Raw genomic sequence first — 22,461 nt, 5'->3', positions numbered from 1 at the left:
TAAGAACAAACCATGAAAACACCAACACTTCAGGACAAGCTGGCCATCCTGTCGGACGCGGCCAAATATGATGCCTCTTGCGCATCCAGCGGCGGCGAACGGCGCGATTCCACAAAGGGTGGGCTCGGGTCATCGGGCGGCAGCGGGATCTGCCACGCCTATACCCCCGATGGGCGCTGCATCAGCCTGCTGAAAATCCTGATGACGAATTTCTGCATCTTTGATTGCGCCTATTGCATCAACCGCGTGTCCTCGAACGTGCCGCGCGCGCGATTTTCGGTCGAGGAGGTGGTGCGCCTGACGCTGGAATTCTACCGGCGCAACTATATCGAAGGGCTGTTCCTGTCGTCGGGCATCATCCGCTCGCCGGATCAGACAATGGCCGATATGGTCCGCATCGCCCGCACCCTGCGGCAGGATCATGGCTTCAAGGGCTATATCCATCTGAAATCCATTCCCGATGCCGCCCCCGACCTGATCCGCGAGGCGGGGCTATGGGCGGATCGGTTGTCGATCAACGTGGAACTGCCCCAGGATACCAGCCTGCGCCAACTGGCCCCCGAAAAGCGGCCCGAGACCATTCGCGCCGCCATGGCCCATGTGCGGCTGGAATCCGAAGCCGCTCAAGACCGCAGCCATACCGGCCGCAAACCCCGCCGCTTTGCCCCCGCCGGCCAAAGCACGCAGATGATCATCGGTGCCGATGGGGCCGATGATGTGGCCATCCTGTCCAGCGCCACGCGGCTGTATTCATCCTATCGGCTGAAACGGGTGTATTATTCCGCCTTTTCGCCCATTCCCGAGGCATCGGCGGCGCTTCCGCTGATCCAGCCGCCGCTGGTGCGGGAACACCGGCTGTATCAGGCCGACTGGCTGCTGCGCTTTTACGGTTTCAGCGTCGAGGACATCGCCTCGGGGACGACCGGCAACCATCTGGATCTGGATCTGGACCCCAAGCTGGCCTGGGCGCTGAACAACCGCGCGCAATTTCCGCTGGATGTGAACCGCGCCAGCCGCGAAATGCTGCTGCGCGTGCCCGGCTTTGGCACCCGCACGGTTGACCGCATTCTGGCCGCCCGCCGCAACGGCACCTTGCGGTGGGAGGATCTGGCCCGGCTGGGTGCGTTGATGACCAAGGCGCGACCCTTCATCACCCTGCCCGGCTGGACGCCGCGCGCCTTGACCGACAGCGCCGATCTGCGCGCGCGCTTTGCGCCGCCACCGGAACAGTTGCGCCTGCTATGATCCATGCCGTCACGCTGCCAGACCGCGGTGCCTTTGCCGCCTGGCGGGACGCCGCGCGGCGGGCCATCAGCCACCGGATTGCGCCGGACCGGATCGACTGGCAGGGCGGCGGCCTGCTGGCCGGGGATCCGCTGCCCGACCGGCCCGGCCCGCATCGCCCGCGCGTGCCTGCCGCCTTTCTGGCACTGGCGGAATCGGTGGGCTGGCACACGGCGCCCGAACGGTTCGCCCTGCTGTATCAGGCGCTCTGGCGGCTGGACGCGGCTGCGGGCGATCCGCTGTCGCAGGCGGATCCGCTGGGGCGGCGGCTGCATCTGATGGCCAAGGCGGTGGCGCGCGACATTCACAAGATGCACGCCTTCGTGCGGTTTCAGGAACTGCCCGCCGACGGCACCCGCCGCAGCTTTGGCGCCTGGTTCGAGCCCACCCATGACACGCTGGAGCCGGGGAGCGTGTTTTTCGTCAAACGGTTCAGCGACATGGACTGGATGATTGCCACGCCCCGGCAAACTGCGGTGTTCCGCGACGGCGCGCTGCGCTTTGGCCCCGGCGGTCCGCGTCCCGATCTGCCCGAGGATGCGTCGGGGGCGCTGTGGGCAACGTATTTTCGCAATATTTTCAATCCCGCGCGGATCAAGACCACCGCGATGCGGTCGGAAATGCCGCTGAAATACTGGAAAAACTTGCCCGAAACCCGGCTGATCCCCGACATGCTGGCAGAGGCCCCGGCACGGGTGGCGCGGATGCATGCGGCGGCGGCCCAACCCCCGCGCCCCGGTGCGGCCAGCGTCTCGGCCCGCTACCGTGCGGCGATGCCGCGGCCCGAGGTGCCCGTCGATCTGCCCTCGTCACTGGGGGCCGCGCAGGCGGCGGCGCAGGTCTGCACGCGGTGCGCCTTGTGCGCGACGGCAACCCGGACGGTCTGGGGCGAAGGTCCGGCGCAGACCGATCTTATGATTGTCGGCGAACAGCCCGGCGACCACGAAGATCTTGCAGGGCGCCCCTTTGTCGGCCCGGCAGGTCAGGTGCTGCGACAGGCGATGGCCAGTGCCGGAATAGATCCGGGTGCGGTGTGGCTGACCAATGCGGTCAAGCATTTCAAATTCACGCCCCGAGGCAGGCAGCGGCTGCACCAGACCCCCGACCGCGCCGAGATTCTGGCCTGCCACTGGTGGATGGGGCTGGAACTCGCGCTGGTGCAACCGCGCCTGACGCTGGCGCTGGGGGCGACGGCCGCCTTTGCCCTGACAGGGCGCGAGGGGCCCCATGCGGCACGGGTGGGCACTGTGGAAACCGGGCTGCATGATGGGCCGGTGCGCATCACCTGGCATCCGTCCTACCTGTTGCGCCTGCCCGAGGGGGAACCGCGGGACGCGGCGCTGCACCAGTTGATCGCCGATCTGCGGGCGGCCCATCAGGCGGCAAGCATCACCTGACGCAAAATGGCCCTAGCCGTGGCGCGGGCGCTGCATCATCAGCGTGGGCTGGCCATTGTAGCGCGCCATCCGGTCGCCCCCGAAGCCCAGTTTGCGGGCGACGCGGTGCGAGACGACATGATCGGGATCAAAGATCGCCACCGTGTCCGGGGCGGGCAGATTGCTGTCGGCCCAGCCCAGAACCGCGCCCATCGCCTCTGTCGCCAGACCCCGGCCATGGGCTGCGGTGGACAGAACCCACCCCGCCTCGGGGCCGATCCTTTCGGGCGGGTCAAAGCTGCGCCGATACTCCGCCAGCCCCGCTTCGCCCAGAAAGGCCCCTGTCTCGCGGCATTCCAGCGCCCAGTAGCCAAAGCCCAGCATCTGCCAGTGCCCGGCATAGCGCAGCAGGCGCGACCAGGTGGTTTCCGGGCTTGCCGGGGCGCCAAGGATAAAGCGCGTCACCTGGGCATCCCCCCACATCGCCACCATGCCGGGGTAATCCTCGGCCCGATGTGCCCGCAAGATCAGGCGTTTGGTGTCCAGGCGCGGGGCGGTCATTGCAGGCCCTGCCACAACAGGGCAAGCGCATGGTCGCGCGCAGCCAATCGCACCTGCGCGCGCCCAAGGGCGCCGAATTCCACCGTCTCGGTGCGCAGCCCCTCGGGCGAGGCCAGGCCAAAGCAGACCCGCCCCTCGGGCTTGACCCCGGATCCGCCTGGCCCGGCAATGCCGGTGATCGCCACGGCCAGCGTCGCCTGTGACCGCGCCAAGGCACCTGCCGCCATTTCCGCCGCGACCTCTTCGGAAACCGCGCCGAACCGATCCAGCGTTTCGGCCCGTACGCCCAGCATCTCCTGCTTGGCGGCGTTGGAATAGGTGACAAAGCCGCGATCCACGACATCCGACGACCCCGGAATATCGGTCAGCGCCGCCGCCACCATGCCGCCGGTACAGCTTTCGGCCGTTGCGAAAATGGTTGAGGATTTCCGCGCAACATTCAGTAAGTCCTGTATATTCACGCTCATAGCATCGGCTCCAGAACGGCATGATACAGCCCGGCCAGGATCACCGAGCCGATGCCGGCAAACAGCCCCGCCCACAGATCATCCAGCATGACCCCCGCCGCATCGCCGCGCCGGTCGGCCCGACCCACCAACCAGGGTTTCCAGATGTCGAACAGCCGGAACAGCACGAACGGCACCACATAGGCCGGCCAGGCATCCAGGATCGACACGCCATGCCGCGCCAGCGGGATCACGGTAAAGCACATCGCCAGCCATTGCCCCGCCACCTCGTCAATGACAATCTCGGACGGATCCTTGTCGGCACTGGTCTTCAGCACCTGAGGAACCGCGATGAACCCTGCCGCCGTTGCCAGCACACAGCCCACCGGCACCAGCCACCACAGCCCCAACTCATAGGCCGCAACGGCCAGCACGACCGCGGCCAGCGACCCCCAGGTGCCCGGCGCAGGCCGCAGATGGCCGACAAACCCGAAGGTGGCGATCAGCTTCATCATGCGCGCACCAGAAGGGCGGTGGCTTGCGCCGCGATCCCCTCCTCTCGCCCGGTGAACCCCAGTTTCTCGGTCGTGGTCGCCTTGACGGAAATCCGTGCCACCTCGACCCCCATGATATCTGCCAGGGCTTGCCGCATGGCGCCCTGATGCGGGCCGATCTTGGGGCGTTCGCACAAGAGTGTCACATCGCAATTCGCCAGCGCATAGCCACGCGCGCGGACCCGCTCCATCGCATGGCGCAGGAAGATATGGCTTTGCGCCCCCTTCCATTGCGGATCCGAAGGCGGGAAATGCACGCCGATATCCCCCTCGGCCAGCGCGCCATACAGCGCATCCGTCAGGGCGTGCATCGCCACATCGGCATCGGAATGGCCAAGCAATGCGCGGGTGTGCGGCAGCTTTACCCCGCACAGCCAGACGTGATCGCCAGCCGTGAAGGCATGTACGTCAAAACCGTTGCCCATGCGGATGTCCATGTCCCGCCCTTTCGCCATGCGTTCAGCCCGGTCGAAATCGGCCGGATATGTCAGTTTCAGATTGTCCTCGTCGCCTTCGACGATCGCCACGTCAAGCCCCGCCGCCCGCGCCACCTCGACATCATCCGCAGCGCCGCCCGGATGGGCGCCATGGGCCGCGCAGATCGCAGCATAGCGAAAGGCCTGCGGGGTTTGCGCGCGGAACAGCGCCGTTCGGTCCTGCACACCGGCAACCAGCCCGGCCTGCCCGCGCCACAAGGCATCGGTGACGGCCAGCGCGGGCGCGGCGCCGGGATGGTCGGTCAGCGCGGCAAGCAGACGGCCGATCATGGCCGCGCCCGGAAACGGCCGCGCGCCATCGTGGATCAGCACATGCTCTGGCGCATCCTGCGCCAGAGCCGCCAGACCGCAGCGCACCGATGCCTGCCGCGTGTCGCCCCCGGTCAGCGGCACGACCTGCACCCCCTGCGGGATCCCCGCGCGGTCCAGGTCGTCGGGGTGCAGGACCAGGACGATCCGCCCGACGCCCGCCCCCTGCAAGGCCCCTACCGCATGGGCCAGAACGGGGCGCCCCGCCAGGTCGCGCCATTGCTTGGGCCTGTCCCCGCCCATACGGGTGCCGCGCCCGGCGGCGACGATGATCGCTGCGACCGTCATGGTGCCATATCCTTGTTGCGCCCCCGTGCTACGCGCAAATCACCCCGGCTGTCCACCTCCGGAAATGCCTGCTATTTAGGCGTATGGCCATTAGAAACGCCCACTTGATCAGCACATCCTGTCAGGCTATCGCCATATCATGCCGCTGGATGGACGCCCCTGACGCCCATGCTTAGCTAGGAACCAATCGCACAAGGAAAAGGCACGTGAGCATCGCTTTGGCAGACGTCGTTCTGGATCCTCCGGTATTCCTTGCACCGCTGGCGGGCATCACCGACCTGCCGTTCCGGCGTGTGGTCGCGGGATTCGGCGCGGGTCTTGTGGTGTCGGAGATGATCGCCAGCCAGGAAGTCGTCCAGGGCCGCCCACTGGCCCGCGCCAAGGCCGAACTGGGGTTCGGCGAGGCGGCCACCTCGGTGCAACTGGCCGGACGCGACCCCTATTGGTTGGCAGAGGCCGCGAAATACTGCGCGGCCCAAGGGGCCCGGATCATCGACATCAACATGGGCTGTCCGGCCAAAAAGGTAACCTCGGCCAGCGGCAACGGCGCCTGCGGTTCGGCCCTGATGCGCGAGCCCGATCTGGCCCTGCGCCTGATCGAGGCGGTGACGGCCGCAGTGCAGGTGCCTGTGACGCTGAAGATGCGGCTGGGGTGGGATGACGACAGCCACAATGCCCCCGACATCGCCGCACGGGCAGAATCGGCCGGGGTGCGCATGGTGGTGATCCATGGGCGCACACGGTGCCAGTTCTACAAGGGGCAGGCGGATTGGGCCGCGATCCGCAAGGTGGCAGAGGCCGTGCGCATCCCGGTCATCGCCAATGGTGACATCGTGGATACGGCCAGCGCCCGCGCGGCGCTGGCACATAGCGGTGCGGCTGGGGTGATGGTGGGGCGTGGCGCCCAGGGGCGGCCCTGGGCACTGGCCCGGATTGCCGCAGACCTGTTCGGCACTCTGGCCCCGCAGGTGCCACAGGGCGCGGCACTGGCCGATCTGGTGCAGGACCATTACCAGGCCATGCTGGGATTTTACGGCCCCGACCTTGGCCTGCGCGTGGCGCGCAAACACCTGGGCTGGTACCTGGACGAGGCGCAGGCAGACCCTGCCGCCCGCGCACGCATCCTGACCCTGACCGACCCGCCGGCGGTGATGGCCGCGCTGCGCGTGGCGCTGACCGAGGCACCGGGACCGACCCATGAAAGGCGCGCGGCATGAACCTGCCTTCCCCCGGCATCATCTGGGCCTCGCTTCCTGTGCCCGCCTTGCTGGTGACGCCCGACAACCGCATCGACGAGATCAATCCGGCGGCGGAACTGTTTCTCAACACGTCGGCGCGGTCGCTGCGGGGGCTGCCGGTGCTGGACGTGCTGGCGGTGGATGCCCCGCTGGACGAAGGGTTTGCCCGCGTGCGAGCCAATCAGGCCGCCTTGTTCATCAACGAGGTGGATGTGACCAGCGGCGAAAAGCCGCCCGTCCAATGCACCATCCAGGTCGCGCCGATCCAGGACGCCCCCGATACGCTGTTGCTGCTGATCAGCCCGCGCGAACTGGCAGACCGGCTGGGGCGCGGGACCGGCGTCAAGGCCGCGGCAAGATCCGCCATCGGCATGGCCGAGATGCTGGCGCATGAGATCAAGAACCCGCTGGCTGGCATTTCGGGCGCCGCGCAGTTGCTGTCGATGAACCTTTCGGCCGAGGACCGCGAGCTGACCGACCTTATCGTCGAGGAAACCCGCCGGGTGGTAAAGCTGCTGGAACAGGTCGAGCAGTTCGGCAACACTCGCCCGCCGGAACGCCAGCCCGTCAACCTGCACGATGTGCTGGACAGGGCGCGGCGTCTGGCGCTGGTCGGTTTTGGCAGCCACATGAGCTTTGTCGAGGATTACGACCCCTCGCTGCCCCCGGCCTGGGCCGATCCCGATCAGTTGCAGCAGGTTTTCCTGAACCTGCTCAAGAACGCATCCGAGGCGGCGCCCCAGGGCGGCACCATCCGGCTGCGCAGCTTTTACGACCACGGTCTGCGCCTGCGGCGGGCCGATGGCAGCGGCGCGGCCCTGCCACTGAACGTGGAGATCATCGACGATGGGCCGGGCATCCCCCCCCATATCGCCGGAGAGGTGTTCGAGCCCTTTGTGTCGGGCCGGACGAACGGAACGGGCCTTGGCCTTGCGCTGGTGTCCAAGATCATATCCGACCATGACGGCTGGATCGCGCTCGACTCGGTGCCTGGACGCACCGTGTTCCGCATCTCGCTGCCGATGGTTCCGAAAGAACGGAGAATAGGCTGATGGATGGCACGGTTCTGGTCGCCGACGACGACCGCACGATCCGCACGGTGCTGACCCAGGCGCTGACACGCGCGGGCTGCAAGGTGCATGCGACATCCTCGCTGGTCACGCTTCTGCGCTGGGTCGAGGAAGGCAAGGGCGATCTGGTGATCACCGATGTGATCATGCCGGACGGCAACGGCATCGACGCCTTGCCCCGGATCTCGCAGATGCGGCCCGGCCTGCCGGTGATCGTCATTTCGGCGCAGAACACCATCATGACGGCCATTCAGGCGACCGAGGCCGACGCCTGGGATTACCTGCCCAAGCCCTTCGATCTGCCCGATCTGATGAAACGCGCCGCCCGCGCGCTGGACGCCAAGAAAAAGGTGCCCGCCCGTCCAGCGGCCACTGCGATGAACGCCCCGCGCGAAATGGCCGACGACCTGCCGCTGGTCGGCCGCACGGCGGCGATGCAGGCGCTGTACCGGCTGGTGGCGCGGGTGATGAACACCGACCTTCCGGTGCTGATCACCGGGGAATCCGGCACCGGAAAATCGCTGATCGCCCGCGCGATCCATGACTTTTCCGACCGCCGCACACAGCCCTTTGTCGTGGTGCAAGCCGCGGATCTGGCCACGCCCGAAGGGACCGCCGCGCTGAAATCTCGCGCCCGTGGCGGCACGCTGGTCTTTGACGAGGTGGCCGACTACGACGAAGAGACCCAAGCGCGGCTTGTCCGGCTGATCGACGGGCTTGGCGATGGCGCACCGCGGCTGATGGCCACCAGCCAGGTGGATCTGACCCGGCGGATCGAGGACGGCCGCTTCCGCCAGGATTTGTACTATCGCCTTGGCGGGGTCACGATCCCGGTCCCGGCACTGCGCGAAAGGGTCGAGGACATCCTGCTTCTGGCCGAACATTTCCTGCTGCGCACCAGCCGCGACGGCTCGCCCCCGCGTCGTCTGTCCGGCGAGGCGCGCGAATTGATGCGGGTCTATTCCTGGCCCGGCAATGTGCGTCAGTTGGACAATGCGATCCGCCGCCTTGCAATCACCGCGACCGGCGAAGACATCGGGCGGGCCGATGTGGAACTGGTGCTGGGCAACCAGCCCGCGGCCGAACCGCTGCGCGGTGGCGGTGATGGCGAAAAGCTGTCGGCCTCTGTCGCGCGTCATCTGCAACGCTATTTCGACCTGCACGGCGGCGCCCTGCCCCCGCCCGGCGTCTACCAGCGCATCCTGCGCGAGGTCGAAGCGCCGCTGATCGAGATCGCGCTGGATGCAACCGGGGGAAATCAGGCCAAATGTGCCGACCTGCTGGGCATCAACCGCAATACCTTGCGCAAGAAGATCACCGATCTCGATATCCGCGTGACACGGCGCCGCAAGTTGATGTAAAACCGCAACACATGGCGTGGCCGGTCTGCCAACACCCCGGCCATGACCATAGATGTTGAGGTTTGTGCGCTGTTCGGCCCCAGACCTGTCACTTGGCAAGGGCCGCACCTGTGGCCCGAATGAAAGGGTCTGCGGTGCAGGGGACCGCACTTCTGGGGTTCTGGGATCGGCTTTACGGCCTGCGACGCTCGCGGACCATGCAGACGGGCGCGCGGCTGGGGCTTGTGGTGCTTGGCCCGGTCCTGGCCTTTGTGACGTTTCTGTATCTGGGGCCGTTCCGCACCGGAACGTCACCCAATGCGCTGCGCCTCGTTCTGCTGGCCGATCTGGTCTATGTGCTTTTGGTGGCAACGCTGGTGCTGGCCACGGTCCTGCGGGTGGTCGCCGCGCGGCGCGCGCAAAGCTCGGGCTCTCGGTTGCACCTGCGGCTGTCGGCCCTGTTCGCTGCCGTGGCGCTGGGACCGACGATTCTGGTGGCGATCTTTGCCGTGCTGACCATCAATGTCGGGCTGGAGGGCTGGTTCTCCGACCGGGTGCGCAATGTGGTCGGCGCGTCGCGCGCGGCCGCCGAAGCCTATGAATTCGAACAGCGCCGCGATCTGATCACCGATGCCCAGACGCTGGCTGCCCGGATCGGGCTGGCCTATCAGGCCGGTCTGGTCGGCGATGACGGCGGCCTGCGCCAGTTGTTGACCAACGAACAGGCGCAGATACAACGTGGCCTGCGCGAAGCCTTTGTGATCGACGGCACCGGCGAGATCCGCGCGCGCGGAGAGCTGTCCTACCTGTTCGATTTCGAACAGCCGGACGCCGAAGATCTGGCGCGCGCTGCCGCCGGCGAAACGGTCGTGATCCGCGATTGGGCGAACAACGAGTTTCGCGCCCTGCTGTCCTTGCCCGGCTATATCGACCGGATGCTCTATGTCAGCCGCAATGTGGATGGCGCGCTGCTGCAACTTCTGGACGAAACGCAGGAAAGCGTCCGGCTTTATACCCAACTGGAGGCTGATCGCGGCACGCAACTGTTTCAGTTCGGGCTGTTGTACCTGGGGTTTGCGCTGATCCTGATCCTGGCGGCCGTCTGGATGGGGCTGTGGATCGCCGAACGGCTGGCCCGGCCGGTGGGCGAACTGGCAGGGGCGGTGGCGCGGGTGGGCAACGGGGATTTCGACGTGCGCGTGACCCCCGCCGATACCGGCGACGAGATTGCGACGCTGGGTCAATCCTTCAACCGCATGACCCGACAGTTGAAAGGCCAGCACAACGCCCTTGTGGCAGGCCACCGCGAGACCGAGGTTCAGCGCCGGCTGTTCGATTCCGTTCTGTCCTCGGTCACGGCAGGGGTGATCGGGCTGGAGGCCGAAGGGCATATCGTCTTTCTGAACCGCTCTGCCCGGCGCTTGCTGGATCTGACGGCCGACGGCGAAACCGGCCAGCCGCTGGCGCTTGTGGTGCCAGAGTTTTCCGCCCTGTTCGACCGCGCGCGCGACACGGGCCAGGCCGTGCAGGAAGAGATCCGCCTGACCCGCAAGGGCCGCATGGAAAGCCTGCTGGTGCGCATCGCCCCCCGCGCCGCCGAAGACGGCGCACGCGAAGGCTTTGTCGTTGCCTTTGACGACGTGACCGAACTGGTCAGCGCACAGCGCATGGCGGCCTGGGGCGATGTGGCCCGCCGCATCGCGCATGAGATCAAGAATCCGCTGACCCCGATCCAGTTGTCCGCCGAACGCATCCGCCGCCGCTTTGGCCCCCGTCTGATCGAGGAAGATGCAGAGGCGCTGGAGAATCTGGTCGATGTGATCGTGCGCCAGACCGGCGACCTGCGCCGGATCGTTGACGAATTCTCGAAATTCGCGCGGATGCCGCAGCCCGAAACCCGCGACGAGGATTTCGCGCGGCTGATCCGCGATGCGGTGCTGTTGCAGGAATCAGGGCAGCCCGGCGTCCGCTTTGTCAGCAACCTGCCAGACGGGCCGATGGTGCTGCCGCTCGATTCCACCATGATTGGACAGGCGCTTACAAATCTGTTGAAGAACGCCGGGGAAGCCATTGAATCCTTTTGCGAAAAGGGCGCCCCATCGACACATTCCCCGGAAATTCGGGTCGAGCTGATGTCAGATGGCACCTCGGCCATCCTGCGCATTTCGGACAATGGCAGTGGCCTGCCAGAAGATCGCACCCGTCTGTTCGAACCCTATGTGACGACGCGGGAAAAGGGCACGGGGCTTGGCCTGCCCATCGTCAGAAAGATCATCGAGGAACACGGCGGCACGCTGGCGCTGCTGGATGCACCTGTCTTTGGCGGCACCGACCGCCCCGGCGCCATGGCGGAGATCCGCCTGCCGCTGGCGGCACCGCAGCCGGGACGACGGGCGCGCAAGGGACAGTAAAGGGGGTTAACCATGGCCGATATTCTGATCGTGGACGATGAACGCGACATCCGCGAACTTGTCTCGGACATTCTGAAAGACGAAGGCTACAAGACCCGGCTGGCCGCCAATTCAGACGAATGCATGGAGGCGGTGAACACCGAGCCTCCGGCATTGATGATCCTTGATATCTGGCTCAAGGACAGCCGGATGGACGGGATCGACATCCTGAAAACCATCAAGCGCGATAACCCCGGTATTCCGGTGGTGATCATCTCGGGCCACGGCAATATCGAACTGGCGGTCGCTGCGATCAAGCAAGGCGCCTATGACTTCATCGAAAAGCCGTTCAACATCGACCAGTTGATGGTCGTGGTCGGGCGCGCGATGGAAACCAGCCGTCTGCGGCGTGAAAACGTCGAATTGCGTCGGCGTGACCTGACGACCTCGGATCTGATCGGCAATTCCGCAGGCTTTCGCGGCCTCAAGGCGCAGTTGGACAAGGTCACGAAATCGAACGGTCGCGTCATGCTGACCGGACCGTCCGGCGCGGGCAAAGAGGTGGCGGCGCGCTATATCCACGCCAATTCCAACCGTGCGGCTGGCCCCTTTGTATCGGTTTCGGCCGCAACGATCGAACCCGACCGCATGGAGGATGTGCTGTTCGGCCGCGAAACACCCGGTCGCGGGGTGGAAAAGGGCTTGCTGGAACAGGCACATGGCGGGATCGTCTATCTGGACGAGGTGGCCGACATGCCCCCCGGCACGCAATCGAAAATCCTGCGCGTGCTGGTCGATCAGACCTTCCTGCGCGTGGGCGGAACCGACAAGGTGCGCGTGGATCTGCGCGTCATCTCCTCGACCACCCGCGACCTGCGCCAGGAGATCAGCGCCGGACGTTTCCGCCAGGAGCTTTACGACCGGCTGAACGTGGTGCCGATCGCGGTGCCGGGCCTGTCCGAACGGCGCGAGGACATTCCCCTGCTCGCCCGCCATTTCATCGACGGTTTCCACAAGACCCAGGGCCTGCCGCTGCGGGACATCAGCACCGAGGCCGAAGCGATGCTGCAAACCATGGGCTGGCCCGGCAACGTGCGCCAGTTGCGCAACCTGATCGAACGGGTGCTTATCCTGGGCGACACCGCCGACCCGATCAATGTGCGCGATTTGCAGGGCGAGGCCGAGCCGGGCGGCGACGACGGGCGGCTGGTGCTGGGCGGCCAACTGGCCACCCTGCCGCTGCGCGAGGCGCGCGAGTTGTTCGAACGCGAATACCTGCTGACCCAGATTCAGCGGTTTGGCGGCAACATCAGCCGCACGGCGAATTTCGTCGGGATGGAGCGCAGCGCACTGCATCGCAAGCTGAAATCGCTGGGCGTGGTCACTGGCAAGGGCAAGGGCGACGAGGACGAGTGACCGGCCTCAATCCGTCCGGTCGCGCGAAAAGGCATAGGCCACACAGCCTGCCAGCATGATCAGGGCAAAGAACCCAAAAAGCGTGCCATAGGCGGCCGTCGGTGCCGCCTGCCCGGCAGCGGTGGTAAAGACCCGGCCCGACAGCACCTGCATCACCCCGACCCCGCCGATGCCGAACAGATTGAGCACCGTCACCCCGCGCCCGACCAGATGCGGCGGAAAGAACGCCCGCCCATGGGCCATCAGCAGCGGAAAGGACATGCCAAAGAACCCGACAGCCGCAATCAGACCCACCGCCGCCCACCAACCGGGCGCCGGGGTCCACCACAGCGCCAGCAGCACCGCCGCCCCCGCCAGGTTGCCGACAAGGTTGGGCCATTTGCGCGACCCGAACAGCCGGTCCATCGGGCCATAGGCGAAATTGCCCGCAACCATGGCAAGCCCCATGATCAGCGTTACCGTCCCGATCTGCGCGGCGCTTGCGGCCATCACGTCACTGAAATACGGCCCGACCCATAGCCCCCGGATGGCGGCCGATGGCGCATATCCGACCGCCAGCAGCAGAAAGATCGCCCAGACCGACGGGATGCGCAGAACCTGTGCTATGCCGCCCTGCCCTGCGGCAACAGGCGCTTGCGGCGGATCCTGGATGAACCGCCACATCGCCCCGGCGACGATCAGCGTGACGACGGCCAGCGCCCCCACCGTTCCGCGCCAGCCAAAGACTTCGACCGCCAGCGACAATGGCAGCGCCGCGCCAAGGTTGCCAAGGTTGCCCACCCCGATCAACAGCCCGGCCAAGGTGCCAAAGACCGCAGGCGAATAGGTCCGGGCAAAGATGTAGAACGACGACATCAGCACCGGCGAACACCCGACCCCGATCAGCGCCATGGCCAGAATGATCGCCCCAGGACCCTGTGCTGCGGCAAACAGCGCAACGCCACCTGCCCCGGCAACGCCCAGCGTGACCGCAACGGTACGGCGCGGCCCGATCCGGTCCAGCGCGATCCCCACGGGGATCTGCATGGCGGCAAACACCAGAAACCAAAGCCCCGACGCATCGGCAAGCTGCGCCGGGGTCGCGCCCAGATCGGTCTGCAACACCGGCGCCAATACGGCCAGAAACGCCCGGTAGAACTGACTGAGCACATAGCCCAACACCAGCGCGGCAATGCCCAGTCTCATCGAAGTCCCCCCCCTGTCCCCGCGGCAGAGATTGGCCGCAGGATCAGGGAGATGCAAGGGCATGTCTTAGCGGGCGTTCCTGGCCAGCCAGTCGGTCATCCAGGCAATCTCGGCCTCTTGCGCGGCAATCACCGCTTCGGCCAGCTTGCGCACCTCGGGATCGCTGCCATGCTCCAGCACGATCCGCGCCATATCGACTGCGCCCTGGTGATGCGGGATCATGCCCCGGATGAAATCCACATCGGCATTGCCGCTGAACGCGATCTCCATTCCGTCATGCATCCGTGCATTCGCCGCGCGGAACGCCTGAACGGCGGGGGTATCGGCGGCTCCCGCCGCAGCCCCGTGGCCCGCATGGCCCGAATGGTCCATCTGCTGCGCGGCCAGCGGCGTTGCCAGCAGGCAGGCCGCCAGACCAAGGACAAGGCGGTTGGTTCTGGATGTCATCGCAAGCTCTCCTCTTTGGGGCGAGCCTGCAACCTTCCCGCTACCGGAGGGCAAATCACACCGCGGTGAGCTTTCGCGCCTCGGCCAGCGCCTCGGGCAGCGCCGCCGCGACCAGCGCAAGATCGGCCTCGGTGCCGCAGCTGACCCGGATGCAGCGGTCATGGGGTGGCACAAAGGGCATCCGCACAAAGACCGAACGCTGCCCCAGCGCCTGAACCACGGCGCGCGCCAGGGCGCCGTCCCCTCCGCAATCCATGGTCACGAAATTTGTCGCCGACGGCAACGGTTCCAGGCCATTGGCCCGCGCAATCGCGGCCAGCCCGGCGCGCGCAGCCTCGACCCTGCCCCGCACCGCGACCAGCCAGTCCCGGTCCTGCAAAGCCGCCAGCGCCCCGGCCTGCGCCACCCGGCCCATCCCGAAATGGTTGCGCACCTTGTCAAAGGCCGCAATCAACCCCGGCGCCGCCAGCGCATAGCCCACACGCAGCCCGGCCAGCCCGTGCCCCTTGGAAAAGGTGCGCAGCCGGATCACCCTGGGATCATCGGCTGCGATCTCTGCCGCCGTTCCTTCGGGTGCCAGTTCGACATAGGCTTCGTCCAGCGCCAGCAGGCATCCGTCTGGCAAGGCCGCGATCATGCGGCCAACCACATCGGCGCCGTGCCAGCTTCCCATCGGATTGTCCGGGTTGGCCAGATAGACCAGCTTGGCCCCCACCTCGCCCGCCTTGCGCACCAGCGCGACCGGATCCTCGTGGTTGCCGTCATAGGGCACCTTGTGCAGTACCCCGCCGAACCCCGCGACATGAAAATTGAAGGTCGGATAGGCGCCGTCCGATGTCACCACCGCATCCCCCGGCGCCACCAGCAACCGCACGAGATTGCCGAGGATCCCGTCGATCCCCTCGCCGACAAGCACATTGGCGCGCGTCACCCCGTGATAGGCGGCAATCGCCTCGCGCAGGTCAAAAGCCTCCGGGTCGCCATACATCCAGGCATCCGCCGCCGCCGCAGCCATTGCGGCGATCGCGGCGGGCGAGGGGCCGAACCGGCTTTCATTCGCCCCAAGCCGGGCGGCAAAGCCCGCCCCGCGCGCGCGCTCCTGCGCCTCTGGCCCCACAAAGGGCACCGAGGCCGGCAATCCTGCCACCAGTTCCGTATAGCGCGGCCCTGTCATCGGCCCTCTCCCTGTTTGATGATCTTCGCTCTGATCCAATCCTGCCCGGCCTGAACCGGGGCCGCCGGGTCAGCGGACAACCTTTCGCCCCCCGCCACCCTTCCAGCGCCGGTGCACCCAGAACCATTGCCCCGGATGGCGCCGCACCAATGCCTCCAGGGAATCGTTCAGCGCCTGGGTCATCTGCTCGGGCGTGCCCGGCGGAATCGGCGCCTCGACGACAATCTCGAAGCTCAACCCGTCGGGCTGGCGGATCCCGTAGGTCGGCACCAGCAGCGCGTCGTATTTCAGCGCAAGTTCGGCCGCGGACAGCGCCGTCAGCGCCTCGACCCCGAAAAAGCCCAGCGGCGCGCCGTGGCTCATGTTATGGTCCACCAGCATCCCCAGCATCCCACCGCCGCGCAAATGGCGCACCATGGCCGCCAGCCCCGGCTTGCCACGCGGAAAGATCGGCGCGGCAATGGCAGAAATCGCCGCTTCGTAATGGGCATTGAAGGCACGGTTCTTCATCGGCATGTAGAGCGAGCCGATGGGAAAGCCCCGCGCCGCCAGGGCTGCGCGGCTGGCATCGTAATTGCCAAAGTGGCCGGTCACCAGAATGACCGCGCGCCCCGCCGCATGGGCCGCGTCCAGCGCCGCGATCCCCGGCCCGACCGGCGGCGTTGCCGCCGCCCGCGCGATGAATTCCGATCCCGAATAGATCTCGATCACCGTGCGCCCGACATTGTCGGGCACCTCGCGGCAGATCTTAGCTGCCTCGGCTTCGGGCAGATCGGGCCAGACCAGCGCCAGATTGGCGCGGATGCGCCGCCGCCAGCCCGCAAGCGGTGCAACGATGCGCCCCACGACCCAGCCGAACAGCGGCACCCTCACCCGGTAGGGCAAGGCCAGCGCCAACCCGATCAGGCCGCGCAGCACCGCATTTTCGACCCTATGCTTCAGACTGACCTGCATGGCCCTCCGCCGCCCGCGCCGCGCGGGTTTCGCGGTGCCAGACATAAAGTCCCGCCCCCACGATCACAAGCGCACCCAGCCCCGTCATCGCATCGGGTATCTCGCCAAAGAACAGAAACCCCCAGACCGTGGCGAACAACAGCCCCATATAGCTGAACGGCGCAATGGCCGAGGCTTCGGCCAGCGAAAACGCGCGGATCAGGCAAAGCTGCGCCGCAGCCCCCAGAAGGCCCACGGCGGCAAACGGCGCCCAATGGGCCAGGGCGACCGGCTGCCAGTGAAAGGGCACGATGGCGCTGGTGATCGCCGTGCCGACCAGGGCGGTATAGATCAGCGAGGTCCAGACCGGCTCGCTTGCCCCCAGCTTGCGTGTGACCAGCGCATAGCCCGTATAAAAGATTGCCGTGCCCAGTGGCAGCAGGGCCGCCCAACTGAACACCCCCATGCCGGGGCGGATGATGATCAGCGCCCCGACCAGCGAGATCAGCACCCCGGCCAACCGGCGCGGCCCCAGCCGTTCCCCCAGAAACACGGCGGCCCCAAGCGTGATCAGCACCGGGTTGATATCGGCAATCGCCGTCGCCTCGGCCAAACCGATATGCCCCAGCGCGGCAAAGAAACAGGCCGTCGCGCCGAACTGGAACATCGAGCGCACCATATGCGTCCCAAGATTGCGGGTGCGCATCAACGGCACCAGACGCGGCGCCAGCAGCAGCACCACGATCACCGTCTGCCCGGTATAGCGCGACCAGACCACCTGAAGCGGCGAATAATGCTGTGTCATCCATTTGGCGACGGCGTCCATGATCGTAAAGATCAGCACGGCCCCCAGCATCAACAGGATGGCACGCCCGGTTTGTCCCGATGCGGCGCTCATAGATAGTGGCCGCGCGACGGGGGTCCGAAAACGACGATGGGTGGCATGACGATTCCCTCAGATCGGCCGCGACTGTGCCACCTTCCTAGCTTCATCCCCCAGCCGCCGAAAGCCACAGACGGCTATATCCTTGCTTGCCGGATCGGCAGCGACATGCAAGGCTATGAATATAAATGATTCTGCTTGGTGTTGGGGCGGTGTCGCCCCTTGATGAAAACAGGACTTTCATGCTGTTATCCCGTATCGCGGCGGCCTTGCTCGCCACTTGTCTGGCCTGGCCTATTTCCGCAAAGGCCCAGGATTTCTCCATCCCGATCAAAAAGGACGACGGTTGGTCCGCCATGCTGATTACGCTGCACGGCAGCGGCAAGATTGGTATTGTCGTCAAGCCTGTCAGCCACCAGGGCCGCATCGGCATTTGCGGCTTCGTCCTGCTCGATTCCACCACGATGGACCGCTATGTCCATGACATTGTCCAGAATACCAGGATCAGGCTTGGCCGACAGCAGTTGCTGCCAAACCCCGACTATCTTCCCATCGTGGTGCTCCGGGATGGAAAGATCCGCTTTCCCGACAAGGCGGGCTGCACCCTGACGCGGGTGACAGCGACACCCGAGCTGATGCGGCAAAAGCTGACGATCGAATCCCGCGGCGGCACCATTCCGGACTGGTGACACATCGAATGCAGGGGCACGGCGGCGGGACCGAACCGCCGCCGTGGTCGATTACATCCCGCGGGCCAGCGCCGCAACGCCGGTGCGCGCAATCTCGCGCAGGCCAAGGGGGCGCATCAGCTCTGCAAAGGCGTCGATCTTTTCCGGGGCGCCGGTCATTTCAAAGACAAAGCTCTCCAGCGTGCTGTCCACCACATTGGCGCGGAAAATCTCGGCCAGGCGCAGCGCCTCGATCCGGTGATCGCCCTTGCCCGCAACCTTCAGCAGCGCCAGTTCGCGTTCCACCGAAGGGCCGTCCACCGTCAGGTCATGCACGCCATGCACCGGGACCATCCGCTCCAGCTGGGCCTTGATCTGCTCGATCACCTGGGGCGTTCCACGGGTGACGATCGTGATGCGGCTGCGATGCCCGGTATGATCCACCTCGGCCACGGTCAGGCTGTCGATGTTGTAGCCCCGGCCGGAAAACAGCCCGATCACCCGTGCCAGCACACCGGATTCGTTGTCGACGATCACGGCCAGCGTATGGCTTTCGATCACTTCGGCATTGGGATCGCGCAGGTCATAGGCGGAATGGCTGGTCGAACCCTGTTTGATGTTGAGCGGCGACATGGCCTCTCCCTTTCATCTTGCAAAAATACGCTGCGGGTGCCGGGGGACGCCCCCCGGCCCACGGGTCACACCAGCACGGCGCCCGACTTGAAGGCGCTGGCATCGGCCGACAGCAACATCTCGTTATGCGGCTTGCCCGACGGGATCATGGGGAAGCAGTTCTCGTGCTTTTCCACCAGGCAATCAAAGATCACCGGGCCGTCATAGGCCAGCATCTCGCGGATCGCGTCGTCCAGATCGGCGGGATCGCTGCATTTGATGCCCTTGCAGCCAAATGCCTCGGCCAGCTTGACGAAATCGGGCAAGGATTCCGACCACGACGACGAATACCGCTCGCCATGCAGCAGTTCCTGCCACTGGCGCACCATGCCCAGACGTTCGTTGTTCAGGATGAACTGCTTGACCGGGGCGCGGAACTGCATCGCGGTGCCCATTTCCTGCATGTTCATCAGCCAGCTGGCCTCGCCAGCCACGTTGATCACCAACGCCTCGGGATGCGCGACCTGCACCCCGATGCTGGCCGGCAGGCCATAGCCCATGGTGCCCAGGCCGCCGCTGGTCATCCAGCGGTTCGGCTGGTCGAAATGCAGGAACTGCGCGGCCCACATCTGATGCTGGCCCACTTCGGTGGTGATGTAGCGTTTCGGGTGGTCCTTGGTCAGCTCTTGCAGGCGTTGCAGGGCATATTGCGGCTTGATCGTCTTGCCAGAGGGGGCAAAGGACAGGCAATCGACCTTTTTCCACTCGGTGATCTGCGCCCACCACCGGGCCAGCGCCTCGCGGTTCACCTTGCGGCCACGCGATTTCCAGATGCGCAGCGCATCTTCCAGCACATGACCCACATCGCCCACGATGGGCACATCCACGCGGATCACCTTGTTGATGCTGGAGGCGTCGATGTCGATATGCACCTTGGTCGAGCCGGGGCTGAAATCGGCCACGCGCCCGGTGATGCGGTCATCGAACCGCGCGCCGACGTTGATCATCAGATCACAGCCATGCATTGCCAGATTGGCCTCGTAAAGACCATGCATCCCCAGCATTCCCAGCCAGTTCTTGCCGCTGGCCGGATAGGCGCCCAACCCCATCAGCGTCGAGGTAACGGGAACCCCTGCCGCATCGGCCCATTCGCGCAGCAACTGGCTGGCGCCGGGGCCAGAGTTGACCACACCGCCGCCGGTATAGAACACCGGGCGTTCTGCGGTTTCCAGCAGTTCCACCATGCGGGTGATGGCGTCGATATCGCCTTTCACCCTGGGCTGGTAATGCGCGGTCCGGGCCTTTTGCGGTTCCGAATAGGCGGCTTCGGCGAATTGCACATCCTTGGGGATATCCACCAGGACCGGACCGGGGCGGCCCGAGATCGCGACGTGAAACGCCTGATGGATGGTCTCTGCCAGCTTTGATGTGTCCTTGACCAGCCAGTTCATCTTGGTGACCGGACGCGTGATGCCGACAGTATCCGCCTCCTGGAACCCGTCGGTGCCGATCATGAAGGTCGGCACCTGCCCCGACAGCACCACCAGCGGGATGCTGTCCATCAGCGCATCCACGATGCCGGTCACCGCATTGGTCGCACCCGGCCCCGACGTCACCAGCACCACACCCGGCTTGCCGGTGGACCGGGCATAGCCTTCGGCCATGTGCACCGCGCCCTGTTCATGGCGGACAAGTACGTGCCGGATGTCGTTCTGCTGGAAGATTTCGTCGTAAATCGGTAGGACCGCCCCGCCAGGATAGCCGAATACGACTTCGACCCCCTGATCCTTGAGGGCCTGCACCACCATTCTCGCACCCGTCATCATCCGCGACATATCATCCTCGCTTGTCCGAACCGCGCAACAAAAAGCCCCCGAAGGTTCGGGGGCGCATGGGCTTCAGGTCTGGCGTCCGTTACCGGCCCATGCGCCAAGATCCCCGAATTACGACAAGATGTGTCATCCCCTGCCCCTTTCATTGCGGCTGTCGGGACATTAGGGCCGGGCGAAAGCAGCGTCAACACCAAACGCCATGAAAAAAGTGTCGCCAGGGGTTCAAATTTCGATCTTTTATTTCCCAGAACGGCGCAACATGGAAATCTTTCTAAAATTTCGCTGCAAAACAGAACGGGCGGGGCCGATGGCCCCGCCCGCATGACCATAGGTCGGTCGTTCCGATGTCAGAGGAAGTCCTCGGGCACCGTCCAGATCTCGACAAAGTTCTCGATCAGCGCGATCGAGGTCTTTTCAAGCGTCAGCGTCCCCGCCGCGCCGAAGTCGAAGGTCACGACGCGACCCTCTTCGGTGGCAAGGCCCATCGCGGTTTCGACATCCGCCGCCAGATCGCTGGAGATATACAGGCGGTCGCCATCGCGGCCCAGGAAGTCGGTGATATGCGAGTCACCCAGAACCGAGGAGATCACGAAGACATCTTCGCCCTTGCCGCCGGTCATGGTATCGTCACCCAGACCCGAGACCAGCGTGTCATTCCCGGCGCCGCCGTTCATGGCATTGTTGCCTGCGTCGGCATACAGCAGGTCATGGCCGGTGCCACCGTCCAGCGTATCGTTTCCGATGCCGCCGTACAGCACATCGTTGCCCGACGAACCGCGCAGGACGTCATCGTCGGCTTCACCGAACAGAACATCGGCGCCCGAGCCTCCGTTCATCACATCGTTGCCGTCGCCGCCGTACATCAGGTCGGCATGGGTGCCGCCATCCATCGTATCATCGCCTGCGCCGCCATAGATCGTATCGGCGCCAGCGCCGCCGCCCATGACATCGTTACCATCCTCGCCGAACAGCAGGTCGGTGCCGCCATCGCCGCGCACAGTGTCGTCACCCGAACCACCGTACATGGTATCGCTGCCGCCGCCGCCGTTCATGTTGTCGTTGCCGTTTTCGCCGAACAGCAGATCGTTTCCGGTGTCGCCGCGCACGCGATCGGCGCCGTTGCCGCCATAGATCGTGTCATCGCCGCTGCCGCCAACCAGGCTGTCAGCGTTGTCGCCACCGTCGATGAGATCGTTGCCGTTGCCGCCGAACAGGCTGTCAGAGCCAGCACCGCCATAGAGCATGTCATGGCCATTCTCGCCATACAGGCGATCATCGCCATCCGCGCCGACCAGCGAGTCATTGCCGTTGCCGCCACGCACCCAGTCGGTGCCCGACGTGCCGATCACCGTATCGGCACCAACTCCGGCTTCCAGCGGCCGCTCCGACCAGTCGTCCACGCCATCGACACCGGCGATATAGTCGTCATCGCTGGTGCTGGTGTAGGCCAGCGCCTTCTCCATGTTGTGCAGCGAGCCGGGACCAAAGGTTGCCTGCCCCTTGCCGATCTCGGAGGTGATCGAGGTCACGCTGGCCACAAAGGCATTGTAGTGCGAGGTCGAGGTGATGGTCGGCAGGGCATCCCCGGCCAGGGCAAAATAGGCAAACTGGTTCACGTCGGTCTGCACCGACAGAACGGTCGTCACCTTGGTTTCACCGTCCTGCACCCAGGTGTAGCGGGCAATCGCGCCCACATCGTCCAGGAACATCCGCGAGGTGGACCCTTGCGAGGTCAGGTTCACCGTCAGCAATTTGGAGGGCGGCGCCAGATCGACCGTGATGGGCGAGAACTGGCCAGCGGCCGGCGTATCAATCGCGTATTTGAAGCGGAAGAATTCCGAGGTCATCCAGCCCATCGTCGCGCCATGCACCGACAGCGGCACACCCGAACCATCGTTCGTGACGCGGAAGCCACCAAAGTTATGCGTCGTCATATGAAGTCCTTTCCTGCCATGGGT

General features: G+C 65.5%; 20 protein-coding genes. 8 read left to right on the top strand and 12 right to left on the bottom strand.

What is annotated here, in order from left to right; genetic code table 11:
* Nucleotides 1–12 precede the first annotated feature (12 nt).
* Both BW970_RS01990 and BW970_RS01985 read left to right on the top strand, forming a co-directional pair.
* Nucleotides 13–1,245, top strand: coding sequence for a putative DNA modification/repair radical SAM protein (locus BW970_RS01990; RefSeq protein ID WP_076528193.1), 1,233 nt, complete (start codon nt 13–15; stop codon nt 1,243–1,245).
* On the top strand, nt 1,242–2,681 hold the full coding sequence (locus BW970_RS01985; RefSeq protein WP_076528191.1) for a UdgX family uracil-DNA binding protein: 1,440 nt from the start codon (nt 1,242–1,244) through the stop codon (nt 2,679–2,681). The genes BW970_RS01990 and BW970_RS01985 overlap by 4 nt, the downstream gene beginning before the upstream one ends.
* A gap of 12 nt (nt 2,682–2,693) precedes the next feature.
* On the opposite strand, the gene BW970_RS01980 is transcribed toward BW970_RS01985, so the two are convergent.
* From BW970_RS01980 to BW970_RS01965, 4 genes are read right to left on the bottom strand one after another with little or no spacing between them, the layout of a single operon-like run.
* Nucleotides 2,694–3,221 carry a GNAT family N-acetyltransferase gene (locus BW970_RS01980; protein ID WP_076528189.1) on the bottom strand — a complete coding sequence of 176 codons (528 nt, stop codon included), beginning with the start codon at nt 3,219–3,221 and terminating at the stop codon, nt 2,694–2,696.
* The gene (locus BW970_RS01975) at nt 3,218–3,688 is read right to left on the bottom strand and encodes a CinA family protein (protein ID WP_144038845.1); all 471 of its coding nucleotides are present in this window, start codon (nt 3,686–3,688) and stop codon (nt 3,218–3,220) included. The genes BW970_RS01980 and BW970_RS01975 overlap by 4 nt, the downstream gene beginning before the upstream one ends.
* Nucleotides 3,685–4,182, bottom strand: coding sequence for a phosphatidylglycerophosphatase A family protein (locus BW970_RS01970; protein ID WP_188475510.1), 498 nt, complete (start codon nt 4,180–4,182; stop codon nt 3,685–3,687). Before BW970_RS01970 ends, BW970_RS01975 begins: the two co-directional genes overlap by 4 nt.
* Nucleotides 4,179–5,315 (bottom strand): bifunctional 2-C-methyl-D-erythritol 4-phosphate cytidylyltransferase/2-C-methyl-D-erythritol 2,4-cyclodiphosphate synthase, encoded by a 1,137-nt coding sequence (locus tag BW970_RS01965; protein WP_076528186.1) that lies wholly within the window; start codon nt 5,313–5,315, stop codon nt 4,179–4,181. Before BW970_RS01965 ends, BW970_RS01970 begins: the two co-directional genes overlap by 4 nt.
* Before the next feature lie 206 nt (nt 5,316–5,521).
* Here BW970_RS01965 and dusB point away from each other — a divergent pair, with 206 nt between their 5' ends.
* The 5 genes from dusB (at nt 5,522) to ntrX (ending at nt 12,769) form a co-directional block, all read left to right on the top strand.
* Entirely contained in the window at nt 5,522–6,532 is a 1,011-nt protein-coding gene (dusB, locus tag BW970_RS01960; RefSeq protein WP_076528184.1) for a tRNA dihydrouridine synthase DusB, read from the top strand.
* The gene (locus BW970_RS01955) at nt 6,529–7,605 is read left to right on the top strand and encodes a two-component system sensor histidine kinase NtrB (protein ID WP_076528182.1); all 1,077 of its coding nucleotides are present in this window, start codon (nt 6,529–6,531) and stop codon (nt 7,603–7,605) included. Before dusB ends, BW970_RS01955 begins: the two co-directional genes overlap by 4 nt.
* Nucleotides 7,605–8,984 (top strand): response regulator, encoded by a 1,380-nt coding sequence (locus tag BW970_RS01950; RefSeq protein ID WP_076528180.1) that lies wholly within the window; start codon nt 7,605–7,607, stop codon nt 8,982–8,984. Before BW970_RS01955 ends, BW970_RS01950 begins: the two co-directional genes overlap by 1 nt.
* Before the next feature lie 119 nt (nt 8,985–9,103).
* Nucleotides 9,104–11,374 (top strand): sensor histidine kinase NtrY-like, encoded by a 2,271-nt coding sequence (locus tag BW970_RS01945; protein ID WP_076528178.1) that lies wholly within the window; start codon nt 9,104–9,106, stop codon nt 11,372–11,374.
* 12 nt (nt 11,375–11,386) lie between these two features.
* Nucleotides 11,387–12,769 carry a nitrogen assimilation response regulator NtrX gene (ntrX, locus tag BW970_RS01940; RefSeq protein WP_076528176.1) on the top strand — a complete coding sequence of 461 codons (1,383 nt, stop codon included), beginning with the start codon at nt 11,387–11,389 and terminating at the stop codon, nt 12,767–12,769.
* A 6-nt stretch (nt 12,770–12,775) separates the two neighbouring features.
* Here the strand turns inward: ntrX and BW970_RS01935 are convergent, their stop codons facing one another.
* From BW970_RS01935 to BW970_RS01915, 5 genes are all read right to left on the bottom strand, one after another.
* Entirely contained in the window at nt 12,776–13,954 is a 1,179-nt protein-coding gene (locus BW970_RS01935) for an MFS transporter (RefSeq protein WP_076528174.1), read from the bottom strand.
* 66 nt (nt 13,955–14,020) lie between these two features.
* The gene (gene copM / locus BW970_RS01930; protein ID WP_076528172.1) at nt 14,021–14,401 is read right to left on the bottom strand and encodes a CopM family metallochaperone; all 381 of its coding nucleotides are present in this window, start codon (nt 14,399–14,401) and stop codon (nt 14,021–14,023) included.
* Between the two features lie 55 nt (nt 14,402–14,456).
* Nucleotides 14,457–15,575 (bottom strand): pyridoxal phosphate-dependent aminotransferase, encoded by a 1,119-nt coding sequence (locus BW970_RS01925; RefSeq protein ID WP_076528170.1) that lies wholly within the window; start codon nt 15,573–15,575, stop codon nt 14,457–14,459.
* Between the two features lie 69 nt (nt 15,576–15,644).
* Complete coding sequence (locus BW970_RS01920; RefSeq protein ID WP_076529154.1) at nt 15,645–16,529, bottom strand: lysophospholipid acyltransferase family protein; 885 nt, start codon at nt 16,527–16,529, stop codon at nt 15,645–15,647.
* Entirely contained in the window at nt 16,507–17,406 is a 900-nt protein-coding gene (locus BW970_RS01915) for a DMT family transporter (RefSeq protein WP_076528168.1), read from the bottom strand. Before BW970_RS01915 ends, BW970_RS01920 begins: the two co-directional genes overlap by 23 nt.
* 173 nt (nt 17,407–17,579) lie before the next feature.
* On the opposite strand from BW970_RS01915, the gene BW970_RS01910 reads away from it, so the two are divergent.
* On the top strand, nt 17,580–18,080 hold the full coding sequence (locus BW970_RS01910; protein ID WP_076528166.1) for a hypothetical protein: 501 nt from the start codon (nt 17,580–17,582) through the stop codon (nt 18,078–18,080).
* 51 nt (nt 18,081–18,131) lie between these two features.
* Here the strand turns inward: BW970_RS01910 and ilvN are convergent, their stop codons facing one another.
* The 3 genes from ilvN to BW970_RS01895 form a co-directional block, all read right to left on the bottom strand.
* Nucleotides 18,132–18,692, bottom strand: a complete 561-nt coding sequence (gene ilvN, locus BW970_RS01905; RefSeq protein WP_076528164.1) for an acetolactate synthase small subunit — start codon at nt 18,690–18,692, stop codon at nt 18,132–18,134.
* A gap of 65 nt (nt 18,693–18,757) precedes the next feature.
* Complete coding sequence (locus BW970_RS01900) at nt 18,758–20,506, bottom strand: acetolactate synthase 3 large subunit (protein ID WP_076528161.1); 1,749 nt, start codon at nt 20,504–20,506, stop codon at nt 18,758–18,760.
* Nucleotides 20,507–20,850: 344 nt separating this feature from the next.
* Nucleotides 20,851–22,437 (bottom strand): calcium-binding protein, encoded by a 1,587-nt coding sequence (locus BW970_RS01895; protein WP_076528159.1) that lies wholly within the window; start codon nt 22,435–22,437, stop codon nt 20,851–20,853.
* Between the last annotated feature and the right edge of the window lie 24 nt (nt 22,438–22,461).

Origin of the sequence: Gemmobacter megaterium, assembly GCF_900156815.1 — a bacterium.
GTDB lineage: Bacteria > Pseudomonadota > Alphaproteobacteria > Rhodobacterales > Rhodobacteraceae > Wagnerdoeblera > Wagnerdoeblera megaterium.
Note: the sequence above shows the minus strand (reverse complement) of the source record. Positions and strands in the feature narration are given on the sequence as shown.